Source organism: Pectobacterium polonicum (assembly GCF_005497185.1).
Lineage (GTDB): Bacteria > Pseudomonadota > Gammaproteobacteria > Enterobacterales > Enterobacteriaceae > Pectobacterium > Pectobacterium polonicum.
In genome coordinates this window covers 18651-31820 of the sequence record NZ_RJTN01000004.1, presented here as the reverse complement: position 1 = coordinate 31820, position 13170 = coordinate 18651, and the positions used below count along the sequence as shown (strand labels likewise).

Here is a 13170-nt window from a genome sequence, read left to right as displayed (position 1 = left end):
CTCAGAAAGAGAACGCCGCGCCAATCGCGGTGCTGAAGCCGGATGCCGGAATGCTTTCATGTGCGGTGGTGTAGCGTTTATCCAGCAGGTTGTTCAATGCCAGTGTGACTTGATACTGATTCTCGCTGCCGAAGGTACTGGTGAATTCCAGATTGGCCGTTGCCCAACCGCTGTGCTGGACGGCGGTATCTGCCGTTTCATCCTTAGCGCGTGAGGCTGCCCGGAAGTAGAGATCGGATTCCAGTTCCATGCGCTCGAATAACGTGATGTTTTTGAGGCCGATTTTGCCAGTAAAAGTGGGTTCCCCGGTACGATAGGTGCTGCGGGTCGGCAGTTCTAGCTCACGACGGATGATGTTTCCGTTAACGTAAGGAGACAGTGTCCAGCCGAGGTATTCCGCATACATTTCCATCCCATACGTGGTTGCACGGTTGGCGTTGGCATAGTAGCGACTACCCTGAGCTGTACTGCCGGAACAGATGGCGTTACCCGCGCAGTTAAGCGTGGTGATGTAATCTTTGGCGCGTGAGTGATAGATCGCGCTGTCCAGCAGCCAGCTCTCATCTTTATAGCGCATGCCGACCTCATAATTATCCGACGTTTCCGCTTGTAGACTGGCGTTGCCATAAGTGGTATTTCCACCCGCTGCCGTGTCGTAAAACTTATGCGTCAGGGTCGGGTAGACATAGCCTTGCGCAAAAGAGGCGCGCAGTTGGATATTGTCGAAACCGGAATAGTGCAGACTGCTGGCGGTCACTAATGTACTGTCATTTTCCTTTTTGGTGGCGAACGTGCTGTTGTTCGGCATCACCATGCTGTTCATTCTTATTGTGCCTGTCTTTTGTCCGCCGTATGAGAGCGACTCAACCCAATACTGGCGTGCGCCTAGCGTCCACGTCCAGTCCGGCGTTATTTTCCATGCATCCTGTGCGAACAGTGCCCAGCTATTCTGGCGCCAGTGGTTGTTGGATACCGAGCTGGGGTTAACCGAGGTAGGGAAAGGTGAGACAGGGGAGAGAAAACCATCTGCATGAACATCAGAGAACGCATTTTGCTTCACGACATCGGAGAGCCACTGTCCCCCGGCAATCAGCGTATGATCGGTGAATGGCGTGATATCTGCCTGTAAGGTCAATCCCCGACTGGTCTGTCTGTCATCGGTTCCTGTGCTCATCGTCATTTTGCCCTGATAAAGCGCCATGCCGTTATAACGCAACGGGTTACCGCTCTGTGACAGGTCGTTACGGAATTCGCGTGTGATATTTTGCTGGTAGGCATCCAGATGCAGGTTTTTCAGCACATCGCCGCCGAGTTGCCAGTCATAAAACAGGCCAATCTTCTTTCTTTCCAATTCAGGAATACGCACGCTGAAGCTGTCGTATTCAGTCGAATCGGTGTAGGTCTGCGTGCTGAGTTTGAAACTGTCCAGCGACAGGCCGAATTTATGATCGCCCAGGCGATAGCCGAGCCAGGCGGATTGGCCGCTGTTGCGGAAATGCGTATCCGGCAGGCGGCCATCCGGTGTGCTACGGTTGCCCTGATCGCTATAACTGCCGCTAAGGCGATAATCAAAATTACCGATAGAGCCGTAGGCTAAACCTGATTCCTGCCAGCCTGCGGTGGCACTGTCGTAAACGGCTTTGATTTTGCCGCTCAGCGGCTTGTCTCCGCCCTTGCGGGTAATAAAGTTGATCACGCCGCCGATAGCCTGTGAGCCATATAATACCGAATGCGGGCCTTTTACCACTTCGATGCGTTCGATATAAGAAGGATCAATTAATAATCCGAGGCTGTAATTAGGTCCGGCGCGTTGATAAGTGACTTCTTGTCCGTCAATTAACACTAATACGCGTGAGGCCTCTTCACCGCGAATACGTATTTGTTTACGACCGGCTAATGCGGTGTCGGTAATATCGACGCCGGGAATATCACGCAGTGCTTCGGCAATAGAATCACCGGTATATTTATTCAGTTTTTCATTATCGACAACCTGCATCGTGACGGGACTTTCCCATAAATTCTGTTCCGTTCTCCCTGCGCTAATAACGGTTATTTCATCGCTGTTTGTCGTCGTATGGCTTGTGGATGCATTATTTATAGATAAATCGTTTGTGGCTGCACTAATTGCGCCGCTATAAATAGCAGGCAGCATAAATAGAGCCCAGCGTGTGGCCTTTTTATTCATGGCTTCTTCTCTGAAAAGTTAATGATTCTCATTAACGTTATCATTTGGGCGCAAGGGGGAATAATTAAATTTAAATGAATTCTTGAAAATGTGACTCCAGTCTCATTTGTTATTAAATAATGACTTGCAATATTTTATTGGTTGTTAAAGTTAACGAACTTTAATGTAGTGGTTTTTGTTTTCATTTATTTAACATTTAAAAGCGATGCAGCGGATTAATGCTATGAAAATAATGATAAATAACTGTGTTTATTGACTCGGTAAATTTTAAACAAAATAAGCAAATCGGTTAATTTAAAGAAAAAATGATGCGGAAAGAATAACCAGCCTCCTTTCTGCCTGTCGGGCAGGTTGCCAAATAAAAATAATTATCATTTAATTTATTTTATTGATTATTTGGGGGCCGTTAATGAACATCGATTTGACGCCGTATTATGCCGAGCCCGGTGAGCAGCCTTTTGGCGCCCGACGTATGGCAATGCCTTGGCGCAACCATGTGCCACTTTCACCAGAACAGATTCCGGCCGGTTGGCAGGCGCTGAAGCAGCAAACATTGCCTGCTCGTAAGCGCCTGCTCTATCTGCACATTCCTTTCTGTGCCACGCACTGCACGTTCTGCGGCTTTTACCAGAACAAATTGCGTGATGACAGCACCGCGACCTATACGCGCTATCTGTTGCAGGAATTGGCGATGGAAGCGGACAGCCCGCTGCATCAGTCTGCGCCCATTCATGCGGTTTACTTTGGTGGCGGTACGCCAACGGCGCTGGCGGCCGATGAACTGTCGCAGATCATTCGCGCAATCCGTACCTCTCTGCCGCTGGCTCCAGACTGTGAAATCACGGTAGAAGGACGGGCGATGGATTTTGATGATGAGCGGATCGATGCCTGTCTGGATGCGGGGGCGAACCGCTTCTCCATCGGGATTCAGACGTTTGATACTCGTATTCGTCAGCGCATGGCACGCACCTCAGATAAACAACAATCAATTCGCTTCCTGGAGCGACTGTGTGAACGCGACAGGGCGGCAGTCGTATGCGACCTGATGTTTGGCCTGCCGGAACAAACGCCGGAAATCTGGCGCGAAGATCTGGCGATCGTCAGCGATTTAGCGCTAGACGGCGTCGATCTGTATGCGCTTAATCTGTTACCGACAACGCCGCTGGCGAAAGCGGCTGAAAACCAGCGTGTTGCACTGCCTGATGTGGTCGCTCGACGTGATTTTTACCGGACGGGGGCGGCATTTCTAGCCGATGCGGGCTGGCACCAGCTTAGCAACAGCCACTGGGCGCGGACCACCCGTGAACGTAATTTGTACAATCTGTTGATTAAGCAAGGTGCGGACTGTCTGGCGATGGGAAGCGGTGCAGGCGGTAATTTAAACGGCCAAGCCTACATGATGGAGCGCAGTCTGGAGCGCTATTATCAGCAGATCGATCAGGGGCAAAAACCGATCATGATGATGACGCCAGCCAGTTCTACCGGGCCGTGGCAGCATCAGCTTCAGGCGGGTATTGAAGTCGGTCGTATCAAGCTGCCTCAGCTTACCCAGCATGCCCGTGAACTTCAGCCCTTGCTGAGCCAGTGGCATCAGGCGGGGCTAACCTGTGACGATTCCACCTGCCTGCGCCTGACTAACGATGGCCGCTTCTGGGCGAATAACCTGATGCAGGCATTACAACAAATTATCCCTCAACTTAATGCCGAAGAGCATGCGCACTGACCGGAGACGCAACCATGACCATGACACTGAATGAATTACTGGCAACCAACCCTGATGGCACATTGGAAGAGATTGCCGGAAAATATAATACTTCGCTGTTTGCCGTCGTTGAGGCGCTGCCTGCGGCTCAGCGTACGCTGGCGACGGGCGATCGTTTCGATCAGGTCTGGGACACGATTGCGACCTGGGGTGAAGTGACGCTCATCAGCCACACGGCGGATGCGATTCTGGAGTTTAAGAGCGAGCTGCCAACCGGGACGCATCGTCACGGTTATTTTAATTTACGTGGCAAAAATGGCCTGAGCGGACATATCCGTGCGACGAGCTGTCAGCACATTGCGTTTATTGAACGTAAGTTCATGGGGATGGACACAGCCTCCGTGGTGTTCTTTAATGCCACTGGTGCGGCGATGTTTAAAATCTTCCTTGGACGAGACAGCCACCGCCAGCTGCTGAGCGCTCAGGTTGAGGCGTTCCATGCGCTGGCGAGTGAATTACAACCGGAGCAGGTATGACATGGTTACTTTTTGGCGCAGGCAATGGGGTCGGTGCCTGCTTATTACAGCGAGCTATTGAGTGCGAGCAGGCGGTCGTACTCGTATTGCGTAATCCTGAGCAGGCCAGACACTGGCGTGAGCAGGGAATGACGGTAGTGGAAGGCGATGCCTGCGACCCGGAAACGGTAGCGGAAGCCTGTCGTGTGGCGGGGCCTTCTGCCATTGTGGTGTCGACAATGGGCGGCGGCACGGTAAATTATCAGGGTCATCGCACGGTGATCGACGGTGCAGAACAGGCGGGTATCAAGCGTATGCTGCTGGTGACCTCGCTGGGCTGTGGCGATAGCTGGCCGCAGTTGTCGCCCCGCGCCAGAGCCGCGTTTGGTTTCGCAGTACGTGAGAAATCGCTGGCAGAAAGTTGGTTGCAAAGCAGTACGTTGGATCACTGTATTGTTCGTCCCGGTGGCCTGTTGGATGTGGTTGCGACGCACAATGCGCAACTGACACAAGGTGCGGCCACACTGGGACTAGTCTCTCGCTGGGATGTGGCGCTGGCGGTTGATAAACTGTTGCAACAACCGGTATTCGGTAATCACATTTACAACCTGATCGATCCCGATCTCACGATGCCTGCCATTCCGTAATCCTCGCTATTTTGTCGTCAATGATGTCGGGAAAATTCATCCCGGCATCAGTCAAACTGTTATAGTCAATCTGTCGAAAACTGTATCTGTTATCTCTCATGTGGCTATGTTCTAATCGATGCAAGCAGTGTTGTATTCCTCAAGCACGATGGTGATGACGATGGATGAAGTAAAACGCCTTCTGACCGAAGAGATCGAACGTATTAATCGGGAAGAAAAACGCGACAATAAAATACGTTTTAGCCGCAAATTCATGCAGTCACATCCCTATTTGTTTGCCGCGATGCTGGTGAGTTACGTGCCAGTTGCGATGATCCTGTTTTACGCCCCTTATTTTGGTTTGCCGTACCTGATTGGCTTTACTGCCTTCCTGTTGGTGATGTCGCTGGCACTCTCGATGGATATTAATCCGACCTATCGCTTTGAAGACATCGATACCCTGGATCTCCGCGTTTGCTATAACGGCGAGTGGTTTACGATCCGCCATGTATCGCAAGATACATTGGATAAGTTGCTACGTAACGAACAGGTGCCGTCCGCTGTGAAAGTGGGGATAGAGAAAATTCGACGCACGAAAGGTGACGTTGATTTCTACGACGTCTTCTCGCTGGCTTATCGTCAACAGCCCTCTCTCTAACCGACTATTTCCGCCCTCAAACCGCCCCATTTCGCGATGACCAAATAATGCGCATGGCTTTTCCTATGCGCAGATTTTCATGGTGGCTGGTTTTCATGTAGTCATAATGCTACGTTCGTTAGAAGCAGCGAGCGCCGCATTCTGTGGTTTTTCAGACGACGGGTTTATCAAACGGGTGATTTTCAAATACAGGTAGAACAGGACGATGAGCGAAAAGGTATTGCTGGTGATTCAGTTGGGTCAACCGCCGGAAGGCATTGCGTCTCAGGTTGGGCAACAAGGGAAGTGGTTTGTCGATGCTGTCGAGGGGAAAACGCAGCCGGTGCAGGTAGTTCGTCCCGATCTTGGAGAACCGCTGCCGCCGTTTGATACGCTGGTGGCGGCGATTATCTCCGGTTCGTGGTCGATGGTTACGGATCGGCTGGACTGGAGTGAATACACCGCTGGCTGGCTGCGCGAGGCGTATTACGCGGATGTCCCGCTGCTGGGCGTGTGTTATGGGCATCAACTGCTGGCCGATGCGCTGGGCGGCAAAGTAGGCGATAACCCGAATGGCAAGGAAGTCGGTGTTCAGGTCGTGACAACCAACGACGTTGCGGCACAAGATCCCTTACTGCGTGACTATCCGCCGCAGTTCAGCGCTTACCTGACCCACCAGCAATCCGTGCTGGAAGCGCCAGAAGGCGCGCAGGTGCTGGCGAGCTCAGAGATGGATGGTTGCCAGATTATCCGCTACAGCGATAAAGTCTTGACGGTACAATTCCACCCGGAATTCAGCGCGGACGTCATGTTGACGTGCCTGCGCCATAATGAAACGGCGCTGCGACAGGGTGGTTGGGATGTGGATCGGATGATGGACATTCCGCAGGAACCCATCTGGGCACGCAAGATCCTGCTGGATTTTGTACAGCGCTATGCGGCGAAATAGTCCGCGAACAACGCATCATTCTCGATAAAAAGTGTTTCTCGACCGTCACTGGTTGGTGACGATCGAGTCAAAAATCATCATCGATTCACCCGGCGAAACCGTAGCGCTATGGCAAAGTTTGAACAGCTCGCTCACCAGATCCGTGAGCAACTTCAGGAAGGCATTTGGCAACCGGGAGACAAATTACCCTCGCTGCGTGAAAAATCACTGCATGCGGGCATGAGTCTGATGACGGTGCTGCACGCGTATCAACTGCTGGAAAGTCAGGGGCTGATTGTGTCGCGTCCACAATCGGGTTATTACGCGGCACCGCAGTTGTCCGCACTACCGGCAGACAGGCTGCATTCACCCGTGGGGCAGGAGCGCGTTCAGTTGACCGAAGACGTGGACGTCAATGCGTTCATTTTTGATGTGCTTCAGGCCAGCAAAGATCCGACGGTGATGCCGTTTGGATCGGCGTTTCCCGATCCGCAGCTCTTTCCGCAGCGCCAGTTAACGCGTTCACTGGCCTCGGTAGCACGCCATATGCAACCACAAAGTGCGCTGGATAATCTGCCCCCGGGTAACGAAAATCTGAGGAAGAACATTGCTCAGCGCTACGCGTTGCAGGGGATTGCCGTCTCGCCTGATGAAATTGTGATTACAGCGGGGGCGATGGAGTCCCTTAATCTCAGCCTTCAGGTATTGACGGAGCCGGGCGATTACGTGGTGATCGAATCTCCGGCTTTTTACGGTGCGCTACAGGCGATTGAACGCCTTAAGCTCAAGGCTATTGCGATCGCGACCGATCCGCAGCAGGGCATCGATCTCGATGCGTTGCAGCAGGCATTGAATGATTACCCGATCAAAGCCTGCTGGCTGATGACTAATTTCCATAACCCGCTCGGCTACACGCTGTCTTGGGAGAAGAAACAGCGGCTGGTGGCAATGCTGGAGAAACACGGTGTCGGGCTGGTCGAGGACGACGTCTACAGTGAGCTTTACACCGGCCTGCAACGTCCGCTGCCCGCGAAGGCGTTGGATAAAAAAGGGACAATCTTGCACTGTTCCTCGTTTTCTAAAAATCTGGTGGCGGGATTTCGTATCGGCTGGGTGGCTGCGGGGGGCTATGCGGGAAATATTCAGCGTTTACAACTGATGAGTACATTATCAACCAGCGCACCGATGCAGTTGGCGATTGCTGACTATCTGGCGACCAGCAGCTATGACAGCCATCTGCGTCGCCTGCGGCGGGCGCTGGAGCAGCGCAAACATGCGGCATTACAGTCGCTACGCCGACACTTTCCGGGCGAGGTCCGCATTAATCATGCACAAGGCGGCTATTTTCTCTGGTTGGAATTGCCGGAAGGCGTCAGCAGCACGGCGCTATACCGCTGTGCGCTGGAGCGAGGCGTCAGCATTGCACCGGGGAAAATGTTCACGACCGGTGACCAATTCGATCGCTATTTCCGCTTCAACGCCTCCTACGAATGGGACGATCGCTGTGAACAAAGCGTGATTGTCTTAGCATCGCTGATTCGGACGCAGATAGGCGAGTGCCTGACACGAGCACCTCTTTAGAGGTGTGGAGAGGTTTGCTGCTTTTCTGCTACTGTCTACGTCATGACAGGAAGCGCTCCTATTGATAGCGAAAAACAGCTATAACCTTGCCGGAAATCAGGAAGTCGATAGGCATGATGGGTATAATCTTGGCTAAAGGTGAGCTATACCCGCTATCTTTCGGACCGCGCTGGCGGCCTTCCCGCATCCCGAAATCTATCGGATAGACAACGTAAATAACAGGAAAAATCCCCCTGATGAGTATTCGCATTGTTCCTCAGGAACAGTTAGAACAGAACGAAAAATCGATGACGGAAGGAAATATCCCTCCGCTGCTTTTCGCCAATCTGAAAAGCCTGTACAGCAGCCGTGCGGAACGTCTGCGTCAGCTAGCTGAAGATCACCCGCTGGGGGATTATCTCACCTTCGCCGCAGGCGTGGTGGAAGCCCAGCAGAAGGTATTGCACGATCATCCGTTGAAGCTTGACCTGAGTGACGTGCTGAAACAGTCCGGCGAACGTCCGCCGCTCGATATCGCGGTGTTCCCGCGTGATGCACACTGGCATACGCTACTGCGTGCGTTGATCGAAGAATTAAAACCGGATGCCAGTGGACAGGTGTTATCCACGCTGGAGAATCTGGAAAAAGCCTCAGAGCAGGAGCTGGAAGAACAGGCAACGGCACTGCTGCAACACGAGTTTCGTGCCGAGAGCAATGATAAAGCCCCGTTCATCTGGGCGGCGCTGTCGCTGTTTTGGGCGCAGATGGCAAGCCAACTGCCCGGTAAAGCGCGTGCCGTTCCCGGCGAACATCGCCAGTTCTGCCCCGTGTGCGGCAGTATTCCGGTATCGGGCGTGGTGCAGTTAGGCACCTCCAGCGGGCTGCGTTATCTGCACTGTAATCTGTGCGAGAGCGAATGGCACATGGTGCGGGTGAAATGCAGTAACTGTGAAGAATCGAGCGAGCTGAACTATTGGTCGCTGGATAGCGAAAATTCCGCTATCAAAGCGGAAAGCTGTGGTCACTGTGGCACGTATCTGAAACTGTTGTATCAGGAAAAAGATCACCGTGTAGAAGCCATCGCCGACGATCTGGCCTCGCTGGTACTGGATGTGAAGATGGAGGAAGAAGGGTTTTCTCGCAGTAGCATCAACCCCTTCCTGTTCCCGGAAAGTACGATCGAATAACCTGCCTAATCGGTGAAGCGCATTTGGGCTTCACCGCCTTTCTTTTAGAAAACCGTGTCTTACCACACGCCGCTGAAGTGCAGCAGCAATACCAGCGCGGTTATCGCGATTGACGATGACGTAAGGACGATCAGCCCGTGGCTGACGCGTGATAACACCGGTTGGCAACAGGCGTTAAAGCGGTAGCGCAGAATCGCCAGTACCGACATCAGAGCGGAGACGCACAAAAGCAGGATGGCGCAGGCAAAAACGGCGCGGCTGTCATCTACCATACTTAAACGAAAACACAGCAGGCTATTTATCAACATCACAAACAGGGTGCGTGTCCAGGCCATGCCGGTTCGCTGCGGCTGTAACCCCGGATCGCGTGTTGTCTCCATGTGCTACCCGAACAGGATCATGGCGGCAAGCGCGATGGCAATGAGGGTGATGAACAGCGTCACGATCAGCAGCATCGGCGTATACGGCATATCATTTTCCTGACGCATGGCCTTCTCATTGCTGACCCAGCGACGATAGGCCAGACCGCCGAGCAGCGCAGCGCAGACGACCAGCAGCAGAGCCAGCCCCTGACGCACCAGCGGATCGAGATGAACGGTAAATTGATCGATACCCACCGCACCCGCAAGAAACGCCAGCGCGGTGCGAATCCACGCCAGAAAGGTGCGCTCATTCGCTAATGAAAAGCGGTAGTCTGGGGTTTTCCCCTGACTCCACCACGGCGTTTTGTCCTGTCTGGGTGTTGTCATGTCGTCGTCTGATTTCAGGTTAAAAGAGGGCATCCGATTGGGCGCAGCGTCTGCATTCTAGCGCCCTTGGCGGGTTTCGTCTGCCCTGATGACGGTATCAGTACAAAATGATGAAGCGCCCGATGGCGGCGCTGCGTTCTCTCAAGGGGCGTCTCTGCCCGCTTCATGGTTCTCAACCGCCAGCGCAGTGACCAGCGCGAACGCGCAGGCCAGCAGCGTGCCGAGTATCCAGGCGAAATACCACATCTTCTTTCTCCTCAGTCGTTAGTAAACGGAATGCTTATTGGCTTCGATATAACTCGCATCGACCCGACCAAACATCTTGTAGTAACACCAACTGGTATAAAGCAGGATGGTGGGGACAAAAATGCAGGCCAGAATGGTCATCACCTGAAGCGTAAGCTGGCTGGATGTCGCATCCCAGAGGGTCAGGCTGACATTGGGATCGAAGCTGGAAGGCATCACGAACGGGAACAGCGTAATCCCTGCCGTCAGAATCACGCAGACAATGGTCAATGACGAGGTCAGAAAACCCCAGCCGCAGCGGTTCACGCACGAGAAGAGGCAGGTGAACCACGGCAGAACCACACCCAATGCGGGGATCGCCCACAGCGCGGGATGTGCAGTAAAGTTGGTTAGCCAGGCACCGGCCTGCTGGGCCACTTCTTTGTGCAATGGGTTAGACGGAGCCGCTTTATCCAGTGCAGAGGTAATTACGTAGCCGTCAATTCCGGTAACGACCCACAGGCCAGCCAGTAAGAAGGTGAGGCTCATCAGCGCGCTGGCTATCAGGACGGTTTTTTGCGCGCGACGCTGAAGTGCATCTGTGGTGCGCATTTGCAGGTAAATCGCGCCGTGTGCGACGATCATCGCGACACTCACGACGCCTGCCAGCAGCCCGAACGGGTTTAACAGGCCAAAGAATCCGCCGTGGTAGGTGAGGCGCAAATACTTATCAACGCTCAGCGGCACGCCTTGCAACAGGTTGCCTAATGCGATGCCGAACACCAGCGTGGGGACGAAGCTGCCGATGAAAATGCCCCAGTCCCACATGTTGCGCCAGCGGTGGTTTTCCAGCTTGGAGCGATAATCAAAGCCAACCGGGCGGAAAAACAGAGCGGCCAGCACCAGAATCATGGCGAAGTAGAAACCGGAAAACGCGGCGGCATAAACCATCGGCCAGGCGGCGAACAGTGCGCCCGCCGCGGTGATCAGCCAGACCTGATTACCGTCCCAGTGCGGGGCGATCACATTAATCATCACCCGCCGTTCGGTATCGGTCTTGCCTAGCAGGCGCAGCAGAATGCCCACGCCCATATCAAAGCCGTCAGTGATGGCGAAGCCGATGAATAACAGGCCAATCAATCCCCACCAAATCAGACGTAATGTTTCATAATCCAGCATTATTATGGCTCCCGTTAAGGTTTTGCAGGTGTCGCGAGGGATTGTGTCGTCGGTTGTTCAAAGTGGTAGCGGCCGGTTTTCAGGCTGCTTGGCCCCAGTCGGGCAAATTTGAACATCAGATACATTTCTGCGATCAGAAACAGCGTGTACAGTCCGCAAATCAGCCCCATCGACAGCAGGATGTCGTGTGCTTCCAGAGAAGAATTGGCGATGGCAGTAGGCAGAACTTCACCGACTGCCCACGGCTGGCGGCCGTACTCGGCGACGAACCAGCCGGATTCAATCGCGATCCAGGGCAGGGGGATGCCGTACAGCGCCATGCGGTGCAGCCATTTGCGCTGCCCCATGCGGCCGCGTATGACGCTCCAGAACGACAGAGCAAAAATGCCGAGCATCAGCACGCCGCAGCCCACCATCAGACGAAAAGCGATATACAGCGGCGCGACGCGAGGAATCGAATCTTTGGTTGCCTGCTGAATCTGGTTTTCGCTGGCGTTGGCGACGTCATCGGTATAGCGCTTAAGCAGCAGGCCGTAGCCAAGATCGCGCTTGGCGGCTTCAAAACGTGCGCGAACGGCGGGGTCGGTGTTACCTGAGCGCAGTTCCTCCAGCAGACCATAGGCCGTCATACCGTTACGAATACGTATCTCATGCTGTGTCATCAGGTCTTTAATGCCGACGACGGGTTTGTCGAGCGAACGGGTGGCGATGAGCCCCAGCAGGTAGGGAACGTGGATCGCATAATCATTCTGCATCGTTTCCTGATTGGGAACGGCGAACAGCGTGAAAGAGGCGGGTGCAGGCTGCGTTTCCCATTCGGCTTCGATCGCGGCCAACTTGGTTTTCTGCACATCGCCCATCACATAGCCGGATTCATCGCCCAGTACGATCACGGATAGCACCGAAGCCAGACCGAAACTGGCGGCAATGGCGAATGAGCGCTTGGCAAAGGCGATATCGCGGCCTCTCAACAGGTAGTAAGAGCTGATCCCGAGTACAAACATCGCGCCGGCGGTGTAGCCCGCTGCCACGGTGTGCACAAACTTCACCTGCGCGACCGGGTTCAGCACCAGTTCGGCGAAGCTCAGCATTTCCATGCGCATAGTTTCGTAATTGAATTCGGCGGCAATCGGGTTTTGCATCCAGCCGTTGGCGACCAGAATCCACAGGGCGGAAAAGTTGGAGCCCAGCGCGACGAACCAGGTCACCAGCATATGCTGGACTTTGGTCAGGCGATCCCAGCCGAAAAAGAACAGGCCGATCAACGTGGATTCGAGGAAGAACGCCATGAGTCCTTCCATTGCCAGCGGCGCACCAAAAATATCGCCCACGTAGTGAGAATAGTAAGACCAGTTGGTGCCGAACTGGAATTCCAGCGTCAGACCGGTTGCCACGCCCAGCGCAAAGTTGATGGCGAACAGCTTGCCCCAGAATTTGGTCATGTCCTTATAGATTTGCTTACCGGTCAACACATAAGTCGTGTTCATAATGGCCAGCAGGAAAGACAATCCCAGCGTCAGCGGGACGAAAAGAAAGTGATACATGGCAGTCAGGGCAAATTGCAGCCGCGACAGCTCAACGACATCAAACATGTTAGGCTCCTAGCTTCAGGCAGGAAAATGCTGTTATTCCGATGCTTGCCGGAATAAATAGTGATGAATAAAATGCGAATAAATT

13 protein-coding genes are annotated in these 13170 nt (G+C 53.5%); 7 read left to right on the top strand and 6 right to left on the bottom strand.

Going from position 1 to position 13170, the window contains the following annotated elements; all coding sequences use genetic code 11:
- Position 1 precedes the first annotated feature (1 nt).
- Positions 2–2185, bottom strand: coding sequence for a TonB-dependent receptor plug domain-containing protein (locus EDI29_RS06290; protein WP_137740204.1), 2184 nt, complete (start codon positions 2183–2185; stop codon positions 2–4).
- Positions 2186–2594: 409 nt separating this feature from the next.
- Here EDI29_RS06290 and hutW point away from each other — a divergent pair, with 409 nt between their 5' ends.
- From hutW to fdhE, 7 genes are all read left to right on the top strand, one after another.
- Positions 2595–3908 (top strand): heme anaerobic degradation radical SAM methyltransferase ChuW/HutW, encoded by a 1314-nt coding sequence (gene hutW / locus EDI29_RS06285; protein WP_137740203.1) that lies wholly within the window; start codon positions 2595–2597, stop codon positions 3906–3908.
- Between the two features lie 14 nt (positions 3909–3922).
- The gene (gene hutX, locus EDI29_RS06280; RefSeq protein WP_137740202.1) at positions 3923–4423 is read left to right on the top strand and encodes a heme utilization cystosolic carrier protein HutX; all 501 of its coding nucleotides are present in this window, start codon (positions 3923–3925) and stop codon (positions 4421–4423) included.
- Entirely contained in the window at positions 4420–5049 is a 630-nt protein-coding gene (locus EDI29_RS06275; protein ID WP_137740201.1) for an NAD(P)H-binding protein, read from the top strand. The genes hutX and EDI29_RS06275 overlap by 4 nt, the downstream gene beginning before the upstream one ends.
- Before the next feature lie 160 nt (positions 5050–5209).
- A complete protein-coding gene (locus EDI29_RS06270) occupies positions 5210–5686 on the top strand; it encodes a YlaC family protein (RefSeq protein WP_167494483.1) in 477 nt (158 codons plus the stop codon).
- A gap of 205 nt (positions 5687–5891) precedes the next feature.
- Positions 5892–6614 (top strand): glutamine amidotransferase, encoded by a 723-nt coding sequence (locus tag EDI29_RS06265; RefSeq protein WP_137740200.1) that lies wholly within the window; start codon positions 5892–5894, stop codon positions 6612–6614.
- A gap of 108 nt (positions 6615–6722) precedes the next feature.
- Complete coding sequence (locus EDI29_RS06260; RefSeq protein ID WP_137740199.1) at positions 6723–8174, top strand: aminotransferase-like domain-containing protein; 1452 nt, start codon at positions 6723–6725, stop codon at positions 8172–8174.
- 236 nt (positions 8175–8410) lie between these two features.
- Positions 8411–9340: a formate dehydrogenase accessory protein FdhE gene (gene fdhE / locus EDI29_RS06255; protein WP_137740198.1), complete on the top strand. Its 930-nt coding sequence runs from the start codon at positions 8411–8413 to the stop codon at positions 9338–9340.
- A gap of 59 nt (positions 9341–9399) precedes the next feature.
- On the opposite strand, the gene EDI29_RS06250 is transcribed toward fdhE, so the two are convergent.
- The 5 genes from EDI29_RS06250 to cydA form a co-directional block, all read right to left on the bottom strand.
- Positions 9400–9720: a DUF202 domain-containing protein gene (locus EDI29_RS06250; protein ID WP_137740197.1), complete on the bottom strand. Its 321-nt coding sequence runs from the start codon at positions 9718–9720 to the stop codon at positions 9400–9402.
- A gap of 3 nt (positions 9721–9723) precedes the next feature.
- The gene (locus EDI29_RS06245) at positions 9724–10089 is read right to left on the bottom strand and encodes a YidH family protein (protein ID WP_116166225.1); all 366 of its coding nucleotides are present in this window, start codon (positions 10087–10089) and stop codon (positions 9724–9726) included.
- A gap of 141 nt (positions 10090–10230) precedes the next feature.
- Positions 10231–10335: a cytochrome bd-I oxidase subunit CydX gene (gene cydX, locus EDI29_RS06240; protein ID WP_137740196.1), complete on the bottom strand. Its 105-nt coding sequence runs from the start codon at positions 10333–10335 to the stop codon at positions 10231–10233.
- Positions 10336–10353: 18 nt separating this feature from the next.
- Positions 10354–11493 carry a cytochrome d ubiquinol oxidase subunit II gene (gene cydB / locus EDI29_RS06235; RefSeq protein ID WP_137740195.1) on the bottom strand — a complete coding sequence of 380 codons (1140 nt, stop codon included), beginning with the start codon at positions 11491–11493 and terminating at the stop codon, positions 10354–10356.
- A gap of 14 nt (positions 11494–11507) precedes the next feature.
- Positions 11508–13085 (bottom strand): cytochrome ubiquinol oxidase subunit I, encoded by a 1578-nt coding sequence (cydA, locus tag EDI29_RS06230; RefSeq protein ID WP_137740194.1) that lies wholly within the window; start codon positions 13083–13085, stop codon positions 11508–11510.
- Positions 13086–13170 lie beyond the last annotated feature (85 nt).